The organism is uncultured Desulfosarcina sp. (genome assembly GCF_963664155.2).
Taxonomy (GTDB): Bacteria; Desulfobacterota; Desulfobacteria; order Desulfobacterales; family Desulfosarcinaceae; genus Desulfosarcina.
The window spans coordinates 362,404-386,379 of record NZ_CAXXXH010000002.1 but is presented as its reverse complement, the minus strand read 5'-3'; the positions used below and the strand labels follow the sequence as shown (position 1 = coordinate 386,379).

Genomic DNA, 23,976 nt, shown 5'->3' with positions numbered 1-23,976 from the left:
AACCCGGGTGTCTATCCGGGATAAACGGGTTTTGACTCAGGATGACAAAAAATCATTTCATCAGTCAGACATCCGGGAAACAGGGTTTATGAATCCTTTGTCGTGTCCTTCCAGAAATGGTAGCTTTTGGTTCCCGGCAAGGCCCGAGCGAGTTTTGCCACCGGAGGAATAGCGCGCTATTTCGAGGATGGCAGGCAAGCGAGAACACCGCCGGGAATCACAAGATGCTGTTTCTGGATGGATACGATTTATCTTTCCCAGATGGTGGTCATGCCTATCCCTCCGCCGCCGCAAAGCGAAGCCATGCCGACGTTCACATCCCGTTTGATCATCTCGTGAATCAAGGTCACCACGATACGGGTACCGGTACAGCCGACAGGATGCCCCAGTCCGATACCGGAGCCATTGACATTGGTCGTCTCCCGGTTCAGGTTCAGTTCTTTTTCACAAGCCACATACTGGGCGGCAAAAGCCTCGTTGAACTCGGCCAGTTGAATATCGCCGATGGCCATCCTGGCCCGTTCCAGGGCTTGGCGCGTGGCGGGCACCGGAGAGATGCCCATGATGGAGGGTTCCACACCGGCGATGCCGCTGGTGACATACCTGGCCATGGGCGCGAGCCCGAGATCGTTGGCCTTTTCCAGAGACATGATCAGAACCGCGGCGGCACCATCGTTGATTCCCGAGGCGTTGCCGGCTGTTACGGTTCCGTCTTTCTTGAACATGGGAGGCAGGGCTTCCAACTGCTGCATGGTCATGCCTGGCCGGAAATGTTCATCCTTGTCCACCACCACTTCCTTGCCGCGTTTTTTAAAGGTCACGGGAACGATTTCATCCTTAAAGCGGCCTTCAGCGGTCGCCCGCTCCACGTTGTTGTGGCTGCGCAGGGCGGCTTCGTCCTGGTCCTTCCGAGTAACATTATATTTTTCGGCCACGTTCTCGGCGGTGATGCCCATGAGATCCGGTCCACCGGCATGTAGACCCTCCCACATGGAATCGGTGAGTTCCTGGTGCCTGAGTTTGGCGCCCCAGCGGGCGCACTTCACGTAATACGGTGCGTTGCTCATGGTCTCCACACCTCCGGCGATGCAGATCTCGTTTTCTCCACATTGGATCTTCCGTACCGCCGACGTGATGGCTTCCATACCGGACAGACATACCCGGTTGATAGTCATACCTGGAATAGTATCTGGCAAGCCGGCTTCCAGAAGCCCTACCCGGGCGACGTTCACGTCTTCCTGAACGTTGTTGCAGCAGCCGAAAAAAACGTCTTCAACCAGATCCGGGCTGACGTCGGCGCGTTCCAGCACCGATTTCATGACGATGGATGCAAGATCCCGTTGACGAAACCGCGCCAGGCTGCCCCCCATGGTTCCGATGGGCGTCCGTGCGGCCGAGACGATGACGACCTCTTTCATTGGAATTTTCCTTGTTGTCTGCTTTAATTTTTCACGTTTTTGTTATCGCCCTTGAGAAATGAGGCAAACGCGCCGCTCATGACTTTGGTGGCAAAAATGGTCGGCATGAAACGCTCGGCATCCTGGTAGTCTTCACAGGCTTTACGGTTCAGAGTGGTCTTGATGAATGTCTTGGCGATATAACTCTTTCCTGCGATGCGCCTGGCCAGTTCTTCACACTTGGGAAGCAGTTCGTCGTCTTCGAAAACATCCAGCACGACACCCATGCGCATGGCCTCTTCCGGCGACAGTTCCTTGGCGGAGAGGCAGAGATAGGCGGCGACGTTCTTGCCATATTTTTCCAGGCCGCGGGTGATGCACCAGGCCGGAATCGCACCATGATTGGTCTCCTTGAGGGCAAATTTGGCACTCCTGGAGGCGAAGACCATGTCGCAGCAACCGGAAATTTCGAAACCGAACCCGAAGGCGGCCCCGTTAACGGCGGCGATGATCGGCGTCTCGGCATATTCGATGGCCTTGAAGGGCTCGAAACAAAGTTTGATGAACTCGAAACCGGCTTCGACTTCACCCACCGAGGCAAACTGCTCAACGTCGGCACCGGCGGAAAAGACCGGAAACGGGGTTCCCTTTTTAGGGTGGATAAAGGTCTGGCCGGTCAGAATCATGCACCCCACGTCCGGGTCGGCATCCATCTCTTTCACTGCCGCCGCCAGTTCGGTGAAAATGGCAGCATTGGCGGCGTTGAACTTGTCCGGCCGGTTGAAGGTGATGATGGCATAATTCTCTTTTTTCTCGACTTTGAAAACCGTATATTCCATTTGTAACTTTCCTTTCCCGAGATTTTCTCAGCTCATCCCATTGTTGGTGGGCGGTTAGAGAGAACTCTTTTGGCAAGGCCAGTGGGAGAAAACTGTATTGGCCCATACCGCGACGACCGACAGTGCCGTCAAGAGCTTTTTCATGAACCCTACATCAGACCGAATCCCACTCTTCCTGGAGAATGGCCGGCAATTTGGCGGCCCGTTCCTTGCCACTGATAAAATCCAGGTGGCGAATACCCTTGGGATCGATGGTGCGGATGAATTCCTGTTCCTGAAGCGTGGGTGCTTCGGTGACCGGGCAATCATCAGCCACTTCCACCGGGAACCCGGTGTTGTCCTGAACGTTTGGGGGGGTAACCCCTTTGTGCAGGGAAAGGGCCCTCCATTTGCCCCGTGCCACCATTTCCATGACACACAGATTGGTTACTACGATCATGGGACCTGGCCTAAGTCCCTGGGCCTTTCTTTCTTCATCGGTGAGATAAACGCGGGTACCGGTAATATAGTTCACCTTGGGGACGAAGAGCATTTTCGAATGGTTGGGAAAATAGGCCACTGATTTTCTGTGGAGCCCGAACACCACGGGCGCGCCAGCACCACCGGGTAGCCGCAGACCCCGCGAATTCCACTCGCCGGTGGGTTTTCCGTCTTGATCACGGATGGGCATGGGCAGCCATGAGATGTTGATGTCGCCGTTGGCGTCCATCTGGGCGCTGGAGACGGCCTCCACATCGCCGGTTCCCCTAAAATGCAGAGCTTCGATACATTCGGTCATGGACCACAATCCGGCGGAATTGGCGATGCAGGCCGCCTCGGAGGTATGAAACCCCATCTGGAACGGATAGGGGTCCACGCCGCTGTATCCGACCACAAAGGAGTTGGGCGCATGGGTCATTTTGGCCAGGTTATAGGCGGCATAGGCCAGGGGTGTGAACGAACCCAAAACAGTGCTATCGCCATCGTCGATGGTTCGGGCCAGGCTGACGACCATTTCGTCGGCCACATCGTAATCGGTCGCTTTTGCGGCTTTTATGTCGCCGGTCCATTCGATCCGACCGGTGGTCCTGGCCAGGGAGGTCAACTTTTGCCTGGCCGCCTCGCCGCCCACATTAGACCAATACTCCTCTTCATTCTTGCCGATGGTAGCGGGAATATATTCGGCCGCCTTTTTGGGACTCAGGCCATCGACGTCCTGCATCATTTGCAGCAAATGGGCCGAGTAGTGGGGGATGGAACTGCAGGGACTGGCGCCAAAGGGACAATGAATCACCATGTCAACATCCGTGCGGAATAACTTGGTCGCTGTCTTATTTTTCCGGATCTCGTCGCCACTGACGATTTCCTCGACGGTAACGATGGTTCTTCTGGCCGCCATGGCCATGTCCATATCCGATGCGGAGGTCCCGAAGATCTGAACATTTCCCTGTTCATCGGCTCTCTGGGCGTGTATCACCGCCACATCTGGAACGATGGCCTGGATCGCAGTCAGTTCTTTTCCGGTAAAGGGGCAAGTAACAGTTTTATATAGCTCCGGTGCTTCCTTGACGATATCCGAGCCCTTGGGACCCATGAACTGGGCAAACGGCAGGCCCAGGCGGGCAGCCTCCAGGCCCTTGATCATGCTGCAGCCCTCGATCTCGGTCAGTTCGATGAGTTTTTTCTCGGCCACCCGGCGAAAGTTTGCCGGCAGGCCGAAGAACTCGAGGCTCAGAAAGCTGAACACCAGGTGGTCCACGCAACCGGAAGCCAGCAGCCACTCCATTTCCCAGCCGCCCACGATGGACATCACCTTCAATTTGTCTATTCTCTGCCGGATTATCTCCCGGACAACGGCCATTGGCTTGTTGCAGCTCCAACCACCGCCGAAGGCGACAAAATCACCCGGATTGATCAGGCTGCCGATATCGGTCAAGGTTCCCACCTTGGATGTTAGTTTCACAGCTGAACCCATGGTTTTGATTTCTCCTTTCATTGCTTACACATCACGTATGTAATCCTTTTGAGACGTTTTTAAGCACCGTTAGCTGAATTTGGACGGTGTTTTCAAAAAGGCGTTCAACCTGCGGCCCATCCCCCATCCAAAGGAATTACGGCGCCGGTCATGAAGCTGGATGCATCCGATGAAAGATAGATCACCAAGCCCACCAGTTCTTCCACCTTTCCCCATCGCTGGACAGGCGTCTTGGACATGATCAATTTAGTGGTGAATTCATCTTCCTTGGCGCCTTTGTTGATATCGGTATCGAAATAGGACGGCGCGATGGCGTTGACCGTGATGCCCCGGGTGGCCCATTCCTGGGCGATGCTTTTGGTCATGGCATTAATGCCGCCCTTGGAAGCGGCATAAGGGGCCATGAATGGCAGGGGGTAAGTGCCCATGGCTGAGGAGATGTTGATGACCCGGCCCGCCTTGGCTTTAAACATGTATTTGCCGAGGATCTGGGTGCATAGAAAATATCCCTTCAGGTTGATGTTGAGGATCTGGTCCCACTGCTCCTCTTCCCATTTCAAGAACGGCAAGGTCGACCCCTGTCCGGCATTGTTGACAAGGATATCGATCTTACCGAATTTCTCGATTGTCTTTTCGGCCAAATTCTCAATGGACGCTTTGTCAAGCATGTCGCAGGCGATCGCCAGCGACTGGCGTCCCAGTGCGCGGATTTCTTCCGCCACGGCATCCAGATCCGCTTGGGTGCGGCTGGCAACGACAATGTCGGCACCCGCCTCGGCCAGGCCCAGTGCGATCGCTTTACCGAAGCCACGGCTGCCGCCGGTGATCACGGCAACCTTTCCATCCAGTTTAAACATATCAAATCCCATTTTCTTCTCCCTGATATCCGTATCGGTTATCCCGACATCGAGACGCTACCGATATTATAATTAAAAGACGACGCCATCGTATCAAACCGTTGATAGTGCTATTTTCCCGTGAAATTGGCCTTGCGTTTCTCCAGGAAAGCAGCGGTCCCCTCCTTGGAGTCATGCGTGGCAAATGTTTTCGAGAACTGCGTCAGTTCCTTGGCGATTCCACTTTCCAGGTCATGATCAAGCACTAAGTTGACGCATTGTTTGGCCCAATTAACCATCAGCGGACTCTTCGACATGATCGCTTTGGCTATTTTCATGACGGCGGAATCAAGATTCTCAGGTGCCACCACCTGGTTGACCAGGCCCCATTGATAGGCATCCTGGGCACTGATGGGTTTCCCGGTCAGAATCATTTCCATGGCCTTGGCCTTGCCGACGATGCGTGGCAGGCGCTGGCTGGCACCGCCGCCGGTGATGATCCCCAGATTGATCTCCGGCTGGGCAAAAGAAGCCCGGTCGGTACAGATGCGAAAATCGCATCCCAGAGCGATTTCGCTGCCCATGCCCCAGGCCATGCCGTCCACGGCCGCGATCACCGGTTGAGGAAGCTTCTCAAGCAGGGTCGGGCTGAAATGATGATCCAGGATCTCCCTGACTTTCTCCCAGCCCTGTTCATCCGCCACCTTTGACCAGGAATTCAGCATCGTGATATCGGCTCCGGCCAAAAAGTTGTCCGCCGCCCCCTTGAGAATGACAACGCGAGCGCCGTCTTCTCCCTTAATTTTTTCAACAGCCGCCACCAGTTCCTGGGACATTTGTTCGCTATAGGCATTGAACACCTTGGGACGATTAAAGGTAATCGTCACGATGCCATCGTTGACCTCATATAAAATCGTTTCAAAACGCATGGTGAATGCACTCCTTGATGGAAATGATTGGCTGAGTAAAGCGTTCATCGTTCCTCGTTAATTCAAACTCAGTTTCCCGACATTTTCACGAATGTAATCGGCTACGGTTTCCCCGGGAAGTCCCGGAGGAAACACTTCGTGGACGCCAAGTGATTTCAACTCTTCAAAATCACCGTGGGGAATGACTCCCCCCATAATCAGCAACACATCCGGCTTTCCCTTCTCTTTGAGCATGGGGATGAGATCCTGAGCCAACAGGATATGACCGCTGGTCATGATGCTCAGGGCGACGACGTCGACATCTTCCTGGATCGCCGCATTGACAATGTCCTCGGCCGTTCCAAATCGAAAGTAGGTCACTTCCATGCCGGCATCCCGCAGTTCACGGGCAATCAATTTGGACCCCCGACCATGCACATCAATTTTTTTCTTTGCCAAGAGGACTTTTATCGGTTGTTCAGACATAGTTTTATCTCCATCGTAAAGAAATCATTTTCACTTCGATAGCGTACCCTCTCCTTGCGAAAGCCGGAGTTATTCACTGACATACCATCCAAACGCTTCCCGCATGGGTGCGATCATCTCACCGTTGGTGAGACCCTTTCGGGCGGCATCCACCAGGGCGGGCATTAGATCCGCCTTTCCGTCCTTGAATGCATCACAGGCCGTTTTCAGGTCGGAGATGGCTTGGCCGACCTCCTGCTGACCTCTCTTTTCTTTGTATGCTTTCAGCCTCTTAACAGCTTTTTCTTCGATTGTCAGATCCACCTTGAACTGCTTATACTCCTCCTCCTCATCCACGGTGTACATGTTCATGCCAACCACCGGCCACTTCCCATCCTTAACGGCCTGCTTGCGCTGATAGGAGGTATCGTCGATGGCTTTTTTCACCCACCCCTCCTCCAGGCCTTTCATGTACCCGCCCTTGGATTCCAGATCGTTGTAAATTTCCCAAGCCTCTTTTTCCATCTTGTCGGTCAGCCACTCTACGTAGTATGATCCAGCCAGGGGATCGGCCACATTTCTCAGGCCGCTTTCCCACATCATGATCTGCTGGGTGCGGATGGCAGTCCGGTGGGAGATTTCGGTCGGGATACTGATGGCTTCATCGAATGAGCATGAATGGATCGACTGGACGCCGCCCATTATCGCCGCCATCACCTGCATGGTGATCCTGGCGGTATTGTTCAAGGGTTGCTGGGCGGTGAGCACGTTTCCACTGGTGTGAATGTGAACCCGCGCATGCATGCATTGCGGTTTGGTGCAACCGGCGTCCCTGGTAATCTTGGCCCACATGCGCCGGTGGGCACGAAGTTTGGCCACCTCTTCGAAAAAATCGTTCTGAATGCCGATCTGAAAACCCAGTCGCCCCACGAAACTGTCCGGCGCCAGCCCTGCGTTGACGCCCGCATCGATCACCGATTTTCCCCAGGATAGGCCGTAAGCCAGTTCCTGGAGTGGTGTCGCGCCGGCTTCGGAGAGGCCGTACATGAAAATGTTGGCCGTGTTCCAGGCAGGAATGTTGGTCGTGCAGAATTTGATCAGATCGCCCATCAAGGCATATCCCCAGCGGGGCTCCCAGGACGGGACGTCCTGAACGGCGATTCTTGGATACCAGTTCATGGAGTTGCCATGCAGATCGCTAATGGGCGCTCCGCGCCGTTCTGCCGCCGCGCAAGCCAGCGCCAGCGCCGGCAGGCAATTGTCACCGGTGATCCAGGAAAAATTGGTCGTTTTCAGATCCCAGTCGCGCATGATCTCATCGAAGTCTTCCACCGAACACATCACACATCCGCACTGGCCGACATTGCCCCGCGCTTCGGGGTGATCCGAGTCGATACCGTACATGCAGGGGATATCAAAAACCATGTTGAAGACTTTGTACCCGAAATAACCCTCCATACCCTCGGCCACCATCTTCTCCATCTTGGCTCGGGATTCTTCCACAGTCCCGTATCCAAAAACCATCTGCTGCATCCACGGTGTCAGTGCATATCCATCCGGATAAAGTCCCCGGGTGTAAGGGTAGACGCCGGGCATGGTTGCTAAGTCGACATCCGCAACATCTTCCGGGGTGTAGACGGTTTTAATATCGATCCCGGAGAGGTTTTTCTTTGTTCTGATCTTGGCGACATATCGCTGTCGCGCCTTTTCCCAGGCTGCTTTGGCCGCTTGAAACGCTTCTGATGTTTTAATTTCACTCACGTATTTTTCCTCCTGTTGGAATTATCCTGAACCCTATACAAATTTGTTTTATTCAGCGGGAGCGGTTCCGCCGATTAACATCTTTCTGGCGTCGAGGATGAAATCGACGACTTCTTCGGAAGCCCGGTAGGGATCCAGTTGAAGTGTTTCGATCTTCTCAATCCATCTCCTAAATCCCGGATCGATCCTGACTTGCCGGAAGAATTCCGCGCGGATACGTTTGGCGAGCACATCCAGAAACTGGTTGACCCGACGGGATTTGTTTTTTTCCATGATCCGGTCATCGGTCTTCAGGAACTTGAGATGCAGATCGATCAGCGTGACCAGTTCGGCAAACCCCTCGCCTTTGATGGCCACCGTCGGCAGAACCGGCACACGCCAGGTGTCGGTGGCGATCTCCGGGTCCGTTAGAATCCGTGTCGCCTCTGCTTTACCGGGCAACCCGCACATTTCTCCGACCACTCCATCGGCGCCAGGAAGGTCGGCCTTGTTGACCACCAGGATGTCACCCACCTCCATGATCCCAGCCTTCATGGCCTGAAGACCGTCGCCGTATCCAGGGACCGCAACAAGAATCACCGTGTGAGCCAGATTGACAATATCAATTTCGTTTTGACCGACTCCCACCGTCTCAATCAGAATCACATCCTTGCCAGCGGCGTCGTACACGTCCACCGCACCGTTGACGGCTTCCGCCAGCCCGCCCACCGACCCCCGGGTAGCCAGCGATCGGATAAAAACGCCGGGGTCACTGGAGAACGCCTCCATTCGTGCCCGGTCCCCCAAAATGGCGCCACCGGTAAAGGGGCTGGATGGGTCGACGGCCAGAACGCCCACGGACCGCTGTCTATCGCGCAATTGACGGACCAAGGCGGCAACCAGACAGCTTTTCCCGGCACCGGGCGGGCCGGTAATTCCGATGATGTGGGCGCGGCCACATTGGCCATACAAGCGGTTCATGGCCGCCGGCGCCGCGGCATCGCGCCTTTCAACCAGAGAAATCATTCTTGCGATGGCGGACGTTTCGCCAGCCAGTATCCTGTCGACCAGGTCCATCAAAACGATTTCTCCGCAATCTCCCAGGCCGACAGATCCCCCCACCCGATCGCAGAGAGTTTTCCGTCGGTGATAGGAAGCATGTTGGCAATAAAAAATCGGGCGCTCTCTTTTTTACCGGCAAGAAAGGCCGCCGAGGCATTCTTTTCTATGAAGGCCTTGCGTTGATCGGCATCCTGCAGTTTCTTTTTCCTGAAGAGCACCTCAAGTTTCTCTTCAGCGACCACGGCGCTCCACAACAGGAAATAGGCCACCAGGACGTCACCCGTGGCATCCAAAAAAGGCGTTGCCTGGAGAAATGTACTGACGATCCCCGTATCCTTGGCCTGCTGCGCCAACACCGCCGGCAGGACGCCCAGAGCGGTTTTGGTCTTCCTGACCTGGGCGGCGTATTGCTCCCAGCCGGGCAGGTTTCCGGCCTTGTCGATAACCGCGTCCATATCCGCCAACAGGCCGGCGAACACCTGCCCGCCTTTCATGCCCACCTTGCGCAGGGCGAAATCCATGGCCTGGATGCCAGTGGTGCCCTCGAAAATACAGGCCACCTTGGAGTCACGCATGAACTGCTCGACGGGATATTCCTGGGTATAGCCGTACCCGCCATAAACCTGGATGGCGTGGGAGGCCAGGTCGACGCCTTTTTCCGTGGGATAAGCCTTGCAGATGGGAATCAGCACCTCGACGATATTGTGCCACTTCTTCCGCTGGTCCTCGGTGGGAGCGGTTTCCGCCTGGTCCATGGCGTAGCCGCTGTAATAGAGCATCGCCCGCATTCCCTCCACCAGAGACTTCATCATTAAAAGCACCCGGCGAATGTCCGGGTGGTCGACGATCGGCGCCTGAGGGCCCGCTTTTGGATTTCTCATGCCCGGGCCCTGTCTGCGTCCCTTGGCATAATCGAGAGCATGCAGGTAGGAGACCGAACTGGTCCCCTGGCCCCACATGCCGACTTCCAGACGGGAAGCATTCATCATGTGAAACATGATTTTGATGCCTTTGCACACGTTGCCCAGAAGGTAGCCATGGCACTGGCCCTTCTCGCCAAAGGACAGGGTTGTGGTCGGCGATGCGTTCAGCCCCATCTTATGCTCGATCCCGATGCAGCGCACGTCATTGGCTTCCCCGGGGGACCCGTCGGGATCGAGGCGATATTTGGGAACGATAAAAATGGACAGACCCTTGACACCGGCCGGATCGCCGTCGATGCGGGCCAGGACCATGTGAACGATATTGTCGGCGATGTCGTTTTCGCCGTTGGTGATGAAGATCTTCTGCCCGCTGATCCGGTATGTGCCGTCTTCGGCCGGGATCGCCCGGGTCTCGATGGCGCCCACATCCGATCCGGCCGACGGTTCGGTCAGGCACATGGTGCCGGTCCATCTGCCGCCGTACATCTTCGCCAGATAGTGCTGCTTCTGATCGTCGGTGCCGAACAGTTCGATCAGTTTGGCCGCGTCGTGGGTGAGATTGACGTAGCACATAAAGGGAAAGTTGGCGGCGAAGAACATCTCGTGGGTGGCAAACTTGATGATCTCCGGAAGCGCCTGTCCGCCGTACAACTCGTCTTCACAGGGGGTCAACCATCCGCCTTCGACAAAATCCCGATAGGCCGCCTTGGTGCCGGGCACCGTGGTCACCTGACCCGATTCGAATTTCAATCCGATCTTGTCGCCTTCGATGTTAAGTGGGAACAACACCTTTTCCGAAAATTTCAGTGCCTCGCCAAGCAGCAGGTCCAGCGCTTTTTCATTCCAGTCCGAAAATTTTTCGTGGGCGCACAATTCCTGAATTTTCAGCAGCTCGAACAGTACGAATTTTATATCTCTGTCATCTACGAGTAATCTGGCCATTCCGGTTATCCGCCTCTCTTTTCGATGTCGCACTGCCGTGAGCGCTTTAACGAACGACATTTTTTTAGTTTGTAAAAGGAGAAAATTCCAAATTTCGTCATGCCACGTGAAAACGTACATGATAAGGAATGGTATGGATCCCCCAGCCTGCCAACCGGTAGAATCGTCTGCAATTGACCAGCCACATGCATAATCTAAAAAGCCCCTTGTAATAACAGTCGGGCAGGACACATACATGACGTAGCTCGTATAATTGAATCTCGGACCAGTAATACAGGCGTTGATGGTGCGAGTGGTAGGCCACTTTCCGCAAGGGCAGCAAAATGGTTTTTTTCAATCGTTTCATCGGTTCCCCATCGACCCGCGTATAGAACATGAAAAATTTATTTTCCCTTGAATACCGGTTTCCTTTTTTCAAGGAATGCACGGGTTCCCTCGGCGGCGTCTTCAGTCAGCAGAATTTCGCAAAATCGATCGCGTTCGTAATCGACGCCATCGTAAAGCGGCAGGCTGCCCCCCTGGTAAATCAATTGCTTGGCCGTTTTCAGGGCATGGGCGCTCTTGTCCGTCAACCGTGCCGCGAATGCTTCGACGGCTTCCCAGAGCGCCTCTCCGTCGACGACCTGATTAACCAGTCCGATGCGAAATGCTTCCGCGGCATCGATGGGGTCACCGGTGGTAATCATCTCCAAGGCCCGGGTGGCACCCACGAGATGAAGCATCCGCTGGCTGCCGCCGGCACCGGGAAGAATGCCAAGCTTTATTTCCGGCAGTGCGAATTTGGCGTTGCTGGCGGCAATCCGGTAGTCACACCCCATCGCGATCTCACACCCCATGCCGAAAGCCAGCCCGTTGACCGCGGCAATGATCGGTTTCGGGCACATCTCGAGCATGTTGGGCGTGAACATTTTTTTCAGCGAGGCGCGGATCTTGCTCACACCTCCCTGGTCGGCCCATCCGTTGACCATATTGATATCGGCGCCAGCCATGAATGCTTTGCCGGTTCCCGTGATGACGATGACACGAACCGAATCGTCTGCCGCCAATGCATTGATTCCCTGAATCAACGTTTCAGACACGTCCTGGTTGTAGGCATTGAGCACGTTTGGCCGGTTGAACGTCAATTTTCCTATTGATCCGGTGACTTCCATGAGAACTGTTTTTTCGTCCATTCCTGTTGCTCCTTATAACTGATGATCAGGGGCGGTACTGTTGGCCTAATCATGCTTTCACAACGGTCGGTGATTGCCATTGGAGATTTCTGGAGCAAACACCATGCCACCTCTGACTCGTTTATATTATCTATTATTTCAATTTATTAATAAATTTATGCGAACCTGTCGCCAAGGCAATGACGAAATTTAACCAAATTTTTTTTTATATTTAACAAATTTTCAGAATTCAATGCCAACGGAAGTCAAAAATGGAGATTCTGGCTCAAGTGATCGATGATGCATTTTTATTAAATATAGCCAACGCAACGATGAAATATAAAAAATTAGTGCGAAATTCGTTTGTTGATTAGAATAATGTGTAGTCTTTTTTAATGGTTATATTAACTTCAAGGGTGGCGTGCATTTTGCTACTTGATAATAGCTGGACTCGTAAAATGATTTATCAATCGCGGAGACGCCATTATCCGCCCCATCAAAACCGGATTCACACAACCAACGGACATGGAGAGGAAAATTTCGATGGAAGATGTCTTTATTGTCAGTGCAGTAAGAACACCTGTGGGCAAAAACAGAGGTTTTCTGAGGGAATGGACGGCACCGGAGTTGCTGGGAACCGTTCTGGATGAAGTCGTGAGGCGGATCGACTTAGACCCGGCTGAGGTCGATGACGTGATCAATGGCACTGTATACCAGGTCGGCGAACAGGGGTTCACCCTGGGTCGGACGGGGGTGTTGGCCTCGAAAAAATTTCCCGATACCGTTCCCGGGATTTCCGTCAACCGCCAATGCGGAAGCAGCCTGTCGGCCATCCAACTCGCCACCGGCTTGATCGCCACAGGTACTATGGATGTCGTCATTGCCAGCGGCTGCGAAATGCTGACCAAGTACACCATCACCTCGGACCTGAACGGCACCCTGTTCACCGGCGCCCCCATGGGTAACCCTTATGGGGAATACTACACCAGCAAATACGGTGCACCGGACCAGATGCTCGGCGCCCAGTTGATTGCCGATCAATGGGGAATCACCAAACAGGCGTGTCAGGCCTTTTCCATGGAAAGCCACCAGAAGGCCCATCAGGCAACGGAAAAGGGGTACTTCAAAAGAGAGATCTTGCCCATGAGGGGACTCGACAAGGAGGGCAACGCCATCATCAGGGACACGGATGAACCCATTCGGCCGACTACCACCATGGAATCCCTGGACGGACTGAAGGTGCTTCCCAACACGACATTCATCACGGCCGGTATCTCCAGCACGATCACCGACGGTGCTTCCGCCGTGGTCCTGATGAGCGAAAGCAAGATGAAATCGCTTAACCTTGAGCCCATGGCGCGGGTAGTAGCCAGCGCAGTGGTCGGATCGGACCCTAAACTAATGCTGACCGGCCCGATCTACGCAACCCCCAAGGTCTTGAAAAAAGCCAACCTTTCGATGGCTGACATGGACATCTTCGAGATCAATGAAGCCTTTGCCCCCATTCCGCTGGCATGGCTCAAAGAACTCGACGCCGATCCGGCCAAGCTCAACGTCAACGGAGGCGCTATTGCTCTGGGTCATCCGGTGGGCAATACCGGCTGCCGCCTGGTGGTTTCGGCTATTCACGAACTGAAGCGAAGAAACGGCCGTTATGGACTCGTCTCCCTATGTACCGGCGGAGGCATGGCGCCGGCGACCATTTTCGAGTGCACGTAAACGCAGAAGTGTAATTCACTACTTCCATATAATCCCACAGCGCCGTCAGAAATTCTTGGATAGCGCATTACCATGAGAAGATTCGGAATAATTGGTTCAGGATGGACCACGCCGGCAAGACACAACGACAACGGCTGCATTCAAGGATGATCGACGATGGATGCGTTGGACCAATTTAAGCGACGATTGCGCCGGTTGTGGGATGAATCCCGCCTCGAAGCGGTTGACACCCGGCATGGAAAAGGATTGCGCACGACCCGTGAGAATCTCGCGGAGCTTTTCGATGCCGTCATCGATCCTGGCGGCACCCGTCGGAAAATCATCTGCGCAATGCGGCATACAAAATAGTGTTTTATATCAACTCAGGTTTTAAAGAATTGGATCAATTCTTTGGCCACGGTTTCCGCCGCCTCGATAAAAAACCCATGACCGCAGCCATCTATAGTTTTCAGACGGGACTGGGGGATGCGGTTGACCAAAATCTCTGAATTTCGGGGCGATACCATGCAATCTTCGGTCCCGGTCATGACCAGGCTACTGGCCTGGATACACCTAAGACGCCAATAGCTGTCAAACAACCACATGGCGGCGATTTGTTTTAGCTTCGTTTCAGAAGACGTTGGGATTTCCCTGGCACGCTTGCTGAAGCGCTCGAACTTATCGGGATAGTGGGTTAAAAAAGCTCGTGAAAAAAAAGATTGGTCAAGAATCGTCTCTTGCGGACTTCGGCCCTTGTCGAATAGTCGAGCCATAGGTTGACAAGGTTGGGCGACATGGTGGCTCCCGACCAAAAACCACAAGCTGTAAAGCCAAGCACGAGTTGGCGTACCCGTTCCGGATCATTCAGGGCAATTTCCTGAGCGATCATGCCACCCATGGAGACGCCCAAAATATGTGCTTGCTGAATGCCCAGAGCGTCCATCAACCCCAGCGTGTCTTTCGCCATCAATTGAATGCTGTAGCACCATCCATTGGAAGTGGTTTTACCGGTGCCACGATTATCGAACAACAGGAGTCGATAGTGATTAGCAAGTGTCTCCACCAGTGCCGGCGGCCACCATTGCATATTTCCCGCAAACCCCATAATCATGACGAGGAAAAAACCCTGGCCGCGCAATTCATAGTCGATTTCTATGTCGTTTACTTTAACGGTTGCCATCATTTCCGCTATGTCCGAAAGCGCTGATCGCCGTCTCGCTGTTTTCTTAAATTCCGGATGAAGCAGGGTTCTCTTCCAGCTGTTGTCGATCACAATTATCACCATGGGCGGCAATATAGCAAGTGATCGACACCGTTCGGGCAGCTGTTTTTTCCCATTCCCCGAATGGGAGAATTTCGTTCAAGCCTTGGTGACCGTCACATGGCAGTCAGGGCTTCACCAAACCGAAGCGGTATGCACCGGCACTTAGTTTCCATTTGAAGGAGCACTTACCATGATTTCTGAAGAAGTAGTGGTACACCGTTCAACACCTTATCGCTGGATGGTTTTGTCCGTTGGCGCATTTGTTCAAGCAATCGTAGCGGGAGCTGCGTGGACCATCATGCCGGTCCTTTTTTATGAGATTTCCCAGCCCCGATCGGTGGGTCTTGGTCTGAGTCTCGTCGAATTGGGGGCCATATGGGGAATGATGCCTCTTGCCAACGCCATCTGTTGTATTCCCATGGGAATTGGGGCAGATCGATACGGTGTCCGGTGGGTTGTCGGGATGGGTATTCTGCTGGTTGCGGCTGCCGGTGCGTTCAGAGGAACCGCGGACAGTTTTAACCAACTGCTCATCTGGATGTTTGTTTTCGGAATCGGCTATTCATCCATTGGACCGAATCTTCCCAAACTCGTGAGGATGTGGTTTCCGTCCAAAGAGCTTGGACTGGCCAATGGCGTTGTTATGGGAAGTTATGGATTGGGTGCCGGCTTGGCCATCACGTTCGGCGGATCGTTGATCTCCCCCGCTTTGGGCGGTTGGCGAAACACCCTGTATGTGCTTGGCGGTTTGAGCCTTACCATCGCAGTCGTCTGGTTGATAGTGGTTCGAGACCGAAAACCGGATAAGCCTGCCGCCGAAACAGAAAATGCTGTCCCATCGACAATGTTTCACAGCATCAGCGTGGCGATAAAAAGCCGGGATGTCTGGCTGCTGGCGGCAGTGATGTTTATATCCCAAGGCGGATATATCGGTGCGATTGGCTATCTTCCCTTGTACCTGGCGGGAAAGGGAATGACCCAGGCCACGGCCAACGGTTATGTCTCCATCCTGCTCTATGTATTTGTGGCTGGATCGCTGATCGTCCCCATGATTTCGGATCGTCTGGGCAATCGAAAATGGATCTTTCTGATTTCATTCAGCATCAATGCGATAGCCGTCATGGCGACGGCTTTTTTGACAGGACCATTACTTGCAGCGGCATTTGCCATCTGGGGGCTTTCTACCGGGGCCGTCATCATTTGCTTTGTCGTTCCCCTTGAACATCCATCCCTGGGTCCATCCCTCGCCGGAGCGATCAATGGCATTCTGTTGGCGTCCGTTTTCACGGGCGGGTTCATATCCCCGATCGTAGGCAACCTGATCGCAGAAAAAATGGGGGGCGCCACCGCTATCGTCTGTTGGGGGACTTGCTTTCTGGTCGCCGCTCTCATCTTCGTGATGGTTTCGGAAACGCACTCGGCACGGGTTTCGAAGGATTAAATCCCTTTAAAAACTTTTCTCACCTGCTGCATTTACCAAAGGAGGCCGCGGTTGATTGACAAGGTTCAATTACTGTTCCACAAAAAAGCGAATGCGTCATTGGAGTTTTTGAAAGAAAAGATCTCATCCGAAGCCGACCGAATCACTACCCTACTGCCCGAAGGAGCCATCTGCCTGACGGCTATACGCCTTGAAGATGATCCAACTCGGGGTATCGCCCACAGCGAGGAAATCCCTGAATCGGCCGAATCTTTTGATGCCGTGTTCGAAATCGGCACGCCAAATGGGGACCTGAACAAACTCGCAACACGTCTTCATGACGTCGTCGGGCATCTGAGCGAATGGATCGAGCCGGCCCGGTCCGCTGTGATTGCGGGTACCGAGCATGCGATCCTTCCCGGTCAGGAGCCGTTGGTGCTCGTCATGGCCATCCGCCGCCTTCCCACCATGACCGATTCCGCCTACCACTACTACTGGTTGAACAAGCATGCCGAGGTCGCCAGAAAAGTTCCGATACTCAGGGCCTACCGCCAGTTTCATGCCGACGAAACGGCTACCCGTGACATCGCCAAACGGTTAACCCTCGGCATCGCGGATTTCAATGGTGCTGCACAGGGATACTTTCGAGATGTGATGGATTTCCAAAATATCATGGCACAACCTGAAGTCACCGCAGATGCCCTTGAAGACGAAAAGCATTTTATCGATCATTCGCGTTCGGTGATGGGGTTATACAGAATAACCAATTGCTAAGTCGAACCTTGGAGGCATTCATGCAAGAAGGCGTTTATTCCAAACTCCGCAATCATTTGAATAATTATCCACTCTGGGCCCCGAAGTCGAAAGAGTTGTTGGAAATTCTGCAGATCATGTTAACGCCTGAAAAAGCCCAACTGGCCTAGATCCTCACCCCACATACAGAACCGGTTTCTCAAATTGCCGAACGGATGAACGAAGATCCGGAATCCATTCAAAAGAAACTGGAACGGATGGTCAAAAAGGGTCTGTTGATGAAGAAGCCAGGGGTAGTGGAAAGCGAGGAGCAGCAGTATGCACTGCTGCCGACGGCCCCGGGGCTGTGGGAAGTGACGTTCGCCAAAAAAGAGAAAAATCCACAGAAAGAGCGCCTGGCAAGGCTGTGGCGGGATTATTACACAAGCGGCTGGGGAAAGAAAATGCACGAACGGATCAAAACACCGGTTATGCGCGTGATCCCGGTGAAGAAATCCATACCGGCAACCATTGAGGTCTTATCCTATGAGGAGGTCTCGGAGCTCCTGAAAACAGCCAACTTCTCCGCGGTGTTGGATTGTGCCTGTCGCACTGCTGCCGAATTGGCCGCTGAGGGGTGTGGAAGGTCCACCGATGTCTGCCTGATGTTTGGCGAATTCGCACAATTTCTCGTGGAGACCGGCCGGGCCCGGCAAATCGACCACGCGGAAGCGCTCCGCATTTTACAGAAGACCGAGGAAGAAGGCTTGGTCCATCTAACCATGAACACGCGTGATGTCGTCCTGGGCATCTGTTCCTGCTGCACCTGCTGCTGCACCCAGCTCAGAGCGATCTCTTATTTGTCCAAGCCAACCGCGGTGGCCACTTCGAGATTCACAGCACAAATCGACGAAGATCTGTGCACCGGCTGTGAAACATGCATAGAGCGTTGCCCGGTAGGCGCTATCGAAATGGCCGAAAACATCGCAGAAATCTTGAAAGACAAATGCATCGGCTGCGGGCTTTGTGTGACTACATGCTCGGTGGAAGCGATCGGTCTGCTTGAAAGAGAAACGTACGAAAAGCCGGTGGAATCCATCGGCAAACTGATGGAAAGCATTCACAGCACAGAAACGCCATGATCGCTGGAGACCGATCCCATCTCCACATGAGGACGGTATCGCCTATTTCGACAAGGTGTTCATCCCCAATTCATGCGTTTTCACAGATCGCATTACGGCCGTATTGTATTATATTGGATGCAGGGGTGTGAGGATTGGCGTATAAACACAGTCACACAAGAGGAAAACGGAACATGAATACAATGCAGGCGAGCATGCAGGCATGGCGCTATAGAGTTTTTTTAATAGGTTGCGCTAACCTTCCATGTGCCGGGCGACCGCCTCGCGATGGTAATCGGCGTTGCCGAACATTGCCTCTGCCGCCTTTCCCCGCCGGTAATAGAGCTGGTGATCGACCTCCTCCATAAATCCGAAGCCGCCCATTACCTGGTGGCCCAATAGATAGAGCCTTCGGCAGTTCTCGTTAACCCAGGCCTTGCACATGGAAACCTGTTTGGCGCAATCGCCGCCCCGATCCAACCTCCAGCAGGTTTCCAGCAGGATCAGGTCGGAGGTTTCCAGGTGGGTAATCATGTCGGCGCAGTGATGCTGGATCGCCTGAAAGCTACCGATGGGGCGACTGAACTGTTCACGTTTCTTGGCATAGTTCACCGTCATCTGGAGCACCTTGCGGGCACCGCCGACCATCTCGGCACACTTGAGGGCGGCCGATACCTGAAAGACCGATTTCAGAATCGGCCAGCCTTGGTTCTTCTCACCCAACATGTTCTCTGTCGGGATCTTCAGGTTCTCAAAGTTCAGCTCGCACGATTTATCATCGGCCATCGTCTCGACGACTTCTACGTTAACTCCGGGTTGATCACGATCCACGATGAACAGACTGATGCCGTCTTCACCGCTCTCGCCGGCAGGTCCGGTCCGAACAGCGACAACGATCTGGTCAGCGACATGGCCAAAGGGAACGAAGGTCTTGGTGCCGTTTAACAGATAGTGATCTCCCCGGATTTCGGCCGTAGCGCTTAGACCGCTGCAGGCGGTCTCGACGCCTGTTTCGTTCCATGCCAGGGTGAGGATTTTCTTTCCTTTGGCGACGACCGGCAGCAACTTTTTCTTCTGGCGTTCACTGCCCCCAGTCAAAAGAAGCGACACACCGACCACAGCAGTGAAAAAATAGGGTGAGGTAAAGGCTGCATACCCCATTTCCTTCAGGACGATGGCCATATCGGTAACACCCATTTCTTCGCCGCCAAACGCCTCCGGGATCAACAGTCCCATCCATCCGATCCTGGCCATCTTTTTCCAGATTTGGGGACTATGCCCGGTCGCATCTTTTTCCATCTCGCGGACCATCTCGCTGTCCAACTCCTTGGAAAAAAATTCCCTGGCGGACTTTTGCAGCATCTTCTGTTCGGTGTTCAAATCGAAGTCCATGGCATGTCTCCTTTTAGCCGCGCGGCAGGCCCAGGCCCCGTTGAGCGATGATGCTTTTCTGAATCTCCGCCGATCCCCCCCAAATGTTCTCGACAACGGTAAACCGGTAAAGCCACTGCGCGCGACCTTCCAGAATCGCCCGCCGGTCACCGGCCTTTATCTGGCCGGGCATCCCCAAAATTTCCATGGCTGAATTGGCCAGCTCCTGGGCAAAATCGGCCAGCACGTTTTTCTCCATTGAACTCTGGTAGGTCGGTACCTCACCTTTGCCCAGAATGTGCGCCAAACGGAAGTAGAGCAGTCGAATCACATCTAACTGGGTTTCGAGTCGGGCAATTTTTTGACGGACGAGGGGATTTTTCAGCAAAGGCTGACAATCGATGATGGTCTCCCGAGTGTAAGCGACCAGCTTTTCGAAAAAATGCTGGTAGTGGCCGTAGGCGAACATTCGTTCCAGATCAAGCGCCACCATGATATACTTGGCCCCCTGATTTTTCTCACCCACGAGATTTTCTTTAGGGACGACAACATTGTCGTAGTAAACTTCATTAGTCCGGGTTCCGGCCATGCTGATCATGGGACGGATCGTGATGCCTTCACTTTTCATGTCAACCATCAACAGGGAGATCCCCTTGTGCTTCGGCGCCGCTGGATCGGTCCGGACGGCCAGCCAGTGGTAATCGGCCACATGGGCATGAGTGTTGAAGGTCTTCTGGCCGTTGACGACAAAATGATCACCGCGGTCCTCGGCGGTCATCTCAAGGCTCATCAGGTCCGATCCGGCGCCGGGCTCGGAATATCCCAGGGCAAATTCGATCTCCCCTTTGGCGATGGGAATAAGGAATTTCTGTTTGGTCTTTTCATCGCAGTGCCGCATGATGCTGGGCCCGCACAGGAACGCACCAGAAAAAAGGAACGGTAGTCCTGCGTAAGCCAGCTCGTTTTTGACGATGTAGAGGGCAATTTCCGGTAACTCCAGACCGCCGTATTTTTTGGGCCATGAAGGCGTCAACCAACCATTGGCGGCGAATTTTTTGAAAAATTGCCTGGCCAGCGGTCCCCCGTAAATGAATTCCAGTTCATGGGTTTCCGCGATCAACTCCGGCGTAACTTCCTCTTTGATGAACTGCCGAACATCAGTGGCCAACTGTTGTTCCTCAATGGAAAAAGTAAAATCCATGCGCCAACCCCTTGGTAATAAATTCATGAATGCAATCCGTCACTCGAGGCTGCAGGTTGCATACCAACCTTAAATTCGTTTTTTTTTATTTTAATAACATATAGTTGATGAAAAAAAAGGAGCTTTTTAAGCTTATTTTATGGATATATCGCGAGTTTTCATGTGATATTTCGCAGCTCGATCGCCAGCCAGGCGAAAGTGCACCATCCGTCGATTCGACCTCCACTAATCCATTTACCGGCCAAGCATTGATCCAAAGCGATCCCGGCAGTCACCCGTTTCATTCGGATGGTAAAGCTTGCCGCCATGACAGTGGGGGAGGCATCGCCTTTGCGAGTTGCAACAATTTCGCCCCCAGGAACTATGGGCGTATAGTCAGATTCTGCCTCCATACCCAGAATTGGCCCAGGATGGCCTCGATCAGCCGTCGGAAATTCACATTCACGGACTGCTCGGTGACTATAGTGATACCCATTGGGCATCATTCATCAGGATGTCGATACCTCCGAATCAGGTCACTGTTGCTGCCAATGGACGGACTGGAAGTCTTGGGGGTTAATCGCCGCTACGAGTTTTTCAACGAGTTCTTCCGCCACTGTGCTAACCCACGGCTTTACCAAACGATTGATCAGCGGGCCGAGTGCACCTCCGGCATCGAACCCAAGTTCGGCGGAGATCTGGCTGCTGTTGAACGCTTCTCCCGGTTTCAGATTTACGCTTCCGTATCCGGTAACTGGCTCGTTAACGCCGGTCAATTCGAACGCCACCCGTTCTCTTTCAATCCACTCGGTGATGTTGTTGTCAAATTTGGTTAGTCGGGAAAACGCACCGAATTTCCCCCGGATCATCCAGACCGATTTCTTCTCATCGATCTTTTCATGGTTCTCGTATCCCTTGATCATCGGAGCCCAATTGTCAAAATTTTTCAGGAAATCCCACATTACGTCCAGAGGGATATCTACCGTTGTCATGTACTCAACCTTTTCCATCGTCGTTTCTCCTGTTTACACTGTCGAAAAAACCATATGAAATTTTGATGTTGCGATTCGAAATCCCCCCACCGCCCCAAACCGTCCGATGGTGGAACATTGCCTCCCCCGGCAAGCCACGGGGATTGGGCACGCTATCGCGGTTCATCTCGGCTCCGATTTACCGTATCTGTGATTCCCTGCTTATAAACGGTTTTTTGCCTGTTTTGCCGCGTGAATGCCGGCCAAGTAGCCGAAGGTTGCACCCAGTCCGATGCAAGTGCCGCCACCATAATAACTGGGGCCGGAGACCGCCGCCATGGCGTTTCCGGCTGCATACAGACCGTCGATCACCTCTCCCCGAACGTCCAATACCTGGGCATCCTCGTTGGTTTTCGGGCCGCCCTTGGTTCCCAAGGCCCCCGGATACATGGGCGCTGCATAAAAAGGCGCCTTCTCGATGGTCCCGAGGTTGGGATGGGGGACGGATGTGTCGCCGACATAGCGATCGTAGGCACTGTCACCGCGGCCGAAATCCCTGTCCTTCCCTTCCAGAACAAAGCCGTTGAAACGAGCGACGGTTTCCAGCAGGCCATCCTTGTCGACTCCGATCTTCTCGGCCAGGCCTTCCAGGGTGTCAGCCTTGATAAACCACTCGGGGTCCGGATCTCCCGGCGAAACGGTCAACAGGCTGTATTTTTCCCTGTATTGAGAATCGAGAATGGCATGGGCGGGAAGATTTCGAAAGCCGGTTCCGTTTTCGTTGAAATGGCCGAAGGCTTTTCCCAGATCATTGTAGTTGGCCGCTTCGTTAGCAAACCGTTGTCCTTTTCGATTGACCATGATGGTGTGGGGGCAGGCCCTTTCGGCGATACACAATTGACTGTAAGGCTTTCCTTCATATTCTTCGCCAGGGACCGAAGTGGAGGGCATCCACCAGACTTCGTGCATGCCAGCAAGATCGGCACCCAACTCACCGGCCATAACGACCCCGTCCCCTTCGTTAAACGGTGGCGTATTGGGATGAGTGATCACACCCGGCAGATATTTCTTCTTCAGTCCTTCACTCCACTCGAAACCGCCGCACGCGAGAACCACGCCGCCTTCGGCCCTTACCGAATATGTCTTTCCTTCCTTTTGTGCACGGACACCCACCACTCGACCGTTTTCCTTGATCAGAGACATAGCCCGGGTCTCTAAAAGGATGGTGATACCGAGGTCCAAACTGGCCTTCAACAGTCCACCGATCAGGGCATTTCCCTGGACGACAAGCCCCTTGTCCATCCGGTCCAAAATCAGTTCGATGGGAAGGTTGGCCGGATTGATGTTGACCTTGTACTCCCCCCACAGCTCCTCGCAGGTGACGGCCGCCATAAAAGGCATGGCATTTGGACGAATCTTATCTTTCCACTCGCCGAGTTGATTTATATCGAAAAGCTGGGGCTCGATGGAGCGTCCCCCCGGCTTAGCGCCCTCTTCTTCCGGGTGGTAGTCGGGCATGGTCATCGCTCCGTAGCGAACCTGAGTGTGTGTTTCAATGTAATCGAGCACCTGATGGGCCATGTCGACATATGTTTCCACCATGCTATCTGGGCTGCGGCCATCGGTGAGTTTTTTGCAATAGGCAAGAGCCTCTTCCCTGGAGTCGGAAATGCCAACAGACGCCATGTGCTTGTTCATAGGTATCCACATCGCGCCGCCGGAAACGGCGGTCGTGCCCCCGACTTTATCGCTTTTTTCCAGTATAACCGTCCGGGCACCGTTGTTTTGGGCCGCAATGGCCGCCATGAATGCGCTGCCACCGGACCCCACCACGACCACGTCGGTCTCCAGATCCCATTTTTGCATGCTTTGTTTCTCCTCTTATGTCGGTCGATGTTTGAATGCGATTCATAAAAATTAAAGCAAGCTTTTTGCCAACCTGTTAATTAGCAATAAAACTACTTCATCTATCTGTATTTTCTATATTATTGTCTTATCGAAT

At 53.6% G+C, this 23,976-nt stretch carries 22 protein-coding genes; 6 read left to right on the top strand and 16 right to left on the bottom strand.

The genetic code is table 11. The features are described from left to right. Positions 1 to 248: 248 nt before the first annotated feature. From ACHZBS_RS25940 to ACHZBS_RS25895, 10 genes are all read right to left on the bottom strand, one after another. Positions 249 to 1,418: an acetyl-CoA C-acetyltransferase gene (locus ACHZBS_RS25940; RefSeq protein ID WP_319409447.1), complete on the bottom strand. Its 1,170-nt coding sequence runs from the start codon at positions 1,416 to 1,418 to the stop codon at positions 249 to 251. A gap of 23 nt (positions 1,419 to 1,441) precedes the next feature. Continuing rightward, positions 1,442 to 2,236, bottom strand: a complete 795-nt coding sequence (locus ACHZBS_RS25935) for an enoyl-CoA hydratase/isomerase family protein (protein WP_319409446.1) — start codon at positions 2,234 to 2,236, stop codon at positions 1,442 to 1,444. Positions 2,237 to 2,390: 154 nt separating this feature from the next. Beyond that, the gene (locus tag ACHZBS_RS25930; RefSeq protein ID WP_319409445.1) at positions 2,391 to 4,190 is read right to left on the bottom strand and encodes a CoA-transferase; all 1,800 of its coding nucleotides are present in this window, start codon (positions 4,188 to 4,190) and stop codon (positions 2,391 to 2,393) included. 104 nt (positions 4,191 to 4,294) lie between these two features. After that, positions 4,295 to 5,059, bottom strand: a complete 765-nt coding sequence (locus ACHZBS_RS25925; RefSeq protein ID WP_319409444.1) for an SDR family NAD(P)-dependent oxidoreductase — start codon at positions 5,057 to 5,059, stop codon at positions 4,295 to 4,297. Positions 5,060 to 5,157: 98 nt separating this feature from the next. Beyond that, positions 5,158 to 5,955: an enoyl-CoA hydratase/isomerase family protein gene (locus ACHZBS_RS25920; protein ID WP_319409443.1), complete on the bottom strand. Its 798-nt coding sequence runs from the start codon at positions 5,953 to 5,955 to the stop codon at positions 5,158 to 5,160. A 57-nt stretch (positions 5,956 to 6,012) separates the two neighbouring features. Further along, positions 6,013 to 6,420, bottom strand: coding sequence for a cobalamin-dependent protein (locus ACHZBS_RS25915; protein WP_319409442.1), 408 nt, complete (start codon positions 6,418 to 6,420; stop codon positions 6,013 to 6,015). A 69-nt stretch (positions 6,421 to 6,489) separates the two neighbouring features. Beyond that, entirely contained in the window at positions 6,490 to 8,160 is a 1,671-nt protein-coding gene (locus tag ACHZBS_RS25910; RefSeq protein WP_319409441.1) for an acyl-CoA mutase large subunit family protein, read from the bottom strand. Positions 8,161 to 8,208: 48 nt separating this feature from the next. Continuing rightward, positions 8,209 to 9,216, bottom strand: a complete 1,008-nt coding sequence (meaB, locus tag ACHZBS_RS25905; protein ID WP_319409440.1) for a methylmalonyl Co-A mutase-associated GTPase MeaB — start codon at positions 9,214 to 9,216, stop codon at positions 8,209 to 8,211. Next, complete coding sequence (locus ACHZBS_RS25900) at positions 9,216 to 11,066, bottom strand: acyl-CoA dehydrogenase (RefSeq protein WP_319409439.1); 1,851 nt, start codon at positions 11,064 to 11,066, stop codon at positions 9,216 to 9,218. Before ACHZBS_RS25900 ends, meaB begins: the two co-directional genes overlap by 1 nt. A gap of 383 nt (positions 11,067 to 11,449) precedes the next feature. Beyond that, positions 11,450 to 12,238: an enoyl-CoA hydratase/isomerase family protein gene (locus tag ACHZBS_RS25895; RefSeq protein WP_319409438.1), complete on the bottom strand. Its 789-nt coding sequence runs from the start codon at positions 12,236 to 12,238 to the stop codon at positions 11,450 to 11,452. A gap of 522 nt (positions 12,239 to 12,760) precedes the next feature. On the opposite strand from ACHZBS_RS25895, the gene ACHZBS_RS25890 reads away from it, so the two are divergent. Then, positions 12,761 to 13,936: a thiolase family protein gene (locus tag ACHZBS_RS25890; RefSeq protein ID WP_319409437.1), complete on the top strand. Its 1,176-nt coding sequence runs from the start codon at positions 12,761 to 12,763 to the stop codon at positions 13,934 to 13,936. Between the two features lie 156 nt (positions 13,937 to 14,092). Beyond that, complete coding sequence (locus ACHZBS_RS25885) at positions 14,093 to 14,284, top strand: hypothetical protein (protein WP_319409436.1); 192 nt, start codon at positions 14,093 to 14,095, stop codon at positions 14,282 to 14,284. A gap of 14 nt (positions 14,285 to 14,298) precedes the next feature. Here the strand turns inward: ACHZBS_RS25885 and ACHZBS_RS25880 are convergent, their stop codons facing one another. Beyond that, on the bottom strand, positions 14,299 to 14,442 hold the full coding sequence (locus ACHZBS_RS25880; protein ID WP_319409435.1) for an alpha/beta hydrolase: 144 nt from the start codon (positions 14,440 to 14,442) through the stop codon (positions 14,299 to 14,301). A gap of 167 nt (positions 14,443 to 14,609) precedes the next feature. After that, entirely contained in the window at positions 14,610 to 15,188 is a 579-nt protein-coding gene (locus tag ACHZBS_RS25875) for an alpha/beta hydrolase (RefSeq protein WP_319409434.1), read from the bottom strand. Positions 15,189 to 15,369: 181 nt separating this feature from the next. On the opposite strand from ACHZBS_RS25875, the gene ACHZBS_RS25870 reads away from it, so the two are divergent. The 4 genes from ACHZBS_RS25870 to ACHZBS_RS25855 are packed head-to-tail and all read left to right on the top strand — an operon-like array spanning position 15,370 to position 18,473. Next, complete coding sequence (locus ACHZBS_RS25870) at positions 15,370 to 16,620, top strand: MFS transporter (RefSeq protein WP_319409433.1); 1,251 nt, start codon at positions 15,370 to 15,372, stop codon at positions 16,618 to 16,620. A gap of 51 nt (positions 16,621 to 16,671) precedes the next feature. Next, a complete protein-coding gene (locus ACHZBS_RS25865; protein ID WP_319409432.1) occupies positions 16,672 to 17,373 on the top strand; it encodes an EthD domain-containing protein in 702 nt (233 codons plus the stop codon). Between the two features lie 20 nt (positions 17,374 to 17,393). Continuing rightward, on the top strand, positions 17,394 to 17,522 hold the full coding sequence (locus ACHZBS_RS25860; protein ID WP_319409431.1) for a hypothetical protein: 129 nt from the start codon (positions 17,394 to 17,396) through the stop codon (positions 17,520 to 17,522). Positions 17,523 to 17,567: 45 nt separating this feature from the next. Continuing rightward, positions 17,568 to 18,473 (top strand): 4Fe-4S binding protein, encoded by a 906-nt coding sequence (locus tag ACHZBS_RS25855; RefSeq protein WP_319409430.1) that lies wholly within the window; start codon positions 17,568 to 17,570, stop codon positions 18,471 to 18,473. Between the two features lie 234 nt (positions 18,474 to 18,707). Here ACHZBS_RS25855 and ACHZBS_RS25850 read toward each other — a convergent pair whose 3' ends face one another. The 4 genes from ACHZBS_RS25850 to ACHZBS_RS25835 all read right to left on the bottom strand — a co-directional run bounded on the left by ACHZBS_RS25850 (position 18,708) and on the right by ACHZBS_RS25835 (position 23,840). Further along, positions 18,708 to 19,844 (bottom strand): acyl-CoA dehydrogenase family protein, encoded by a 1,137-nt coding sequence (locus tag ACHZBS_RS25850; protein ID WP_319409429.1) that lies wholly within the window; start codon positions 19,842 to 19,844, stop codon positions 18,708 to 18,710. A 13-nt stretch (positions 19,845 to 19,857) separates the two neighbouring features. Further along, complete coding sequence (locus ACHZBS_RS25845; RefSeq protein ID WP_319409428.1) at positions 19,858 to 21,024, bottom strand: acyl-CoA dehydrogenase family protein; 1,167 nt, start codon at positions 21,022 to 21,024, stop codon at positions 19,858 to 19,860. A 515-nt stretch (positions 21,025 to 21,539) separates the two neighbouring features. Next, on the bottom strand, positions 21,540 to 22,013 hold the full coding sequence (locus tag ACHZBS_RS25840; protein WP_319409427.1) for an SRPBCC family protein: 474 nt from the start codon (positions 22,011 to 22,013) through the stop codon (positions 21,540 to 21,542). 183 nt (positions 22,014 to 22,196) lie between these two features. Further along, positions 22,197 to 23,840, bottom strand: a complete 1,644-nt coding sequence (locus ACHZBS_RS25835; protein WP_319409426.1) for an FAD-binding protein — start codon at positions 23,838 to 23,840, stop codon at positions 22,197 to 22,199. Positions 23,841 to 23,976: the final 136 nt, after the last annotated feature.

Bases quoted from the DNA above. Each gene is read 5' to 3' on its own strand.
- ACHZBS_RS25895 (WP_319409438.1), bottom strand. From the start codon at position 12,238: ATGGACGAAAAAACAGTTCTCATGGAAGTCACCGGATCAATAGGAAAA.
- ACHZBS_RS25860 (WP_319409431.1), top strand. From the start codon at position 17,394: ATGCAAGAAGGCGTTTATTCCAAACTCCGCAATCATTTGAATAATTAT.
- ACHZBS_RS25880 (WP_319409435.1), bottom strand. From the start codon at position 14,442: ATGGTATCGCCCCGAAATTCAGAGATTTTGGTCAACCGCATCCCCCAG.
- ACHZBS_RS25920 (WP_319409443.1), bottom strand. From the start codon at position 5,955: ATGCGTTTTGAAACGATTTTATATGAGGTCAACGATGGCATCGTGACG.
- ACHZBS_RS25925 (WP_319409444.1), bottom strand. From the start codon at position 5,059: ATGGGATTTGATATGTTTAAACTGGATGGAAAGGTTGCCGTGATCACC.
- ACHZBS_RS25885 (WP_319409436.1), top strand. From the start codon at position 14,093: ATGGATGCGTTGGACCAATTTAAGCGACGATTGCGCCGGTTGTGGGAT.
- ACHZBS_RS25850 (WP_319409429.1), bottom strand. From the start codon at position 19,844: ATGGACTTCGATTTGAACACCGAACAGAAGATGCTGCAAAAGTCCGCC.
- ACHZBS_RS25940 (WP_319409447.1), bottom strand. From the start codon at position 1,418: ATGAAAGAGGTCGTCATCGTCTCGGCCGCACGGACGCCCATCGGAACC.
- ACHZBS_RS25915 (WP_319409442.1), bottom strand. From the start codon at position 6,420: ATGTCTGAACAACCGATAAAAGTCCTCTTGGCAAAGAAAAAAATTGAT.
- ACHZBS_RS25890 (WP_319409437.1), top strand. From the start codon at position 12,761: ATGGAAGATGTCTTTATTGTCAGTGCAGTAAGAACACCTGTGGGCAAA.
- ACHZBS_RS25835 (WP_319409426.1), bottom strand. From the start codon at position 23,840: ATGCAAAAATGGGATCTGGAGACCGACGTGGTCGTGGTGGGGTCCGGT.
- ACHZBS_RS25935 (WP_319409446.1), bottom strand. From the start codon at position 2,236: ATGGAATATACGGTTTTCAAAGTCGAGAAAAAAGAGAATTATGCCATC.
- ACHZBS_RS25855 (WP_319409430.1), top strand. From the start codon at position 17,568: ATGAACGAAGATCCGGAATCCATTCAAAAGAAACTGGAACGGATGGTC.
- ACHZBS_RS25870 (WP_319409433.1), top strand. From the start codon at position 15,370: ATGATTTCTGAAGAAGTAGTGGTACACCGTTCAACACCTTATCGCTGG.
- meaB (WP_319409440.1), bottom strand. From the start codon at position 9,216: ATGGACCTGGTCGACAGGATACTGGCTGGCGAAACGTCCGCCATCGCA.
- ACHZBS_RS25900 (WP_319409439.1), bottom strand. From the start codon at position 11,066: ATGGCCAGATTACTCGTAGATGACAGAGATATAAAATTCGTACTGTTC.
- ACHZBS_RS25930 (WP_319409445.1), bottom strand. From the start codon at position 4,190: ATGGGTTCAGCTGTGAAACTAACATCCAAGGTGGGAACCTTGACCGAT.
- ACHZBS_RS25845 (WP_319409428.1), bottom strand. From the start codon at position 21,024: ATGGATTTTACTTTTTCCATTGAGGAACAACAGTTGGCCACTGATGTT.
- ACHZBS_RS25840 (WP_319409427.1), bottom strand. From the start codon at position 22,013: ATGGAAAAGGTTGAGTACATGACAACGGTAGATATCCCTCTGGACGTA.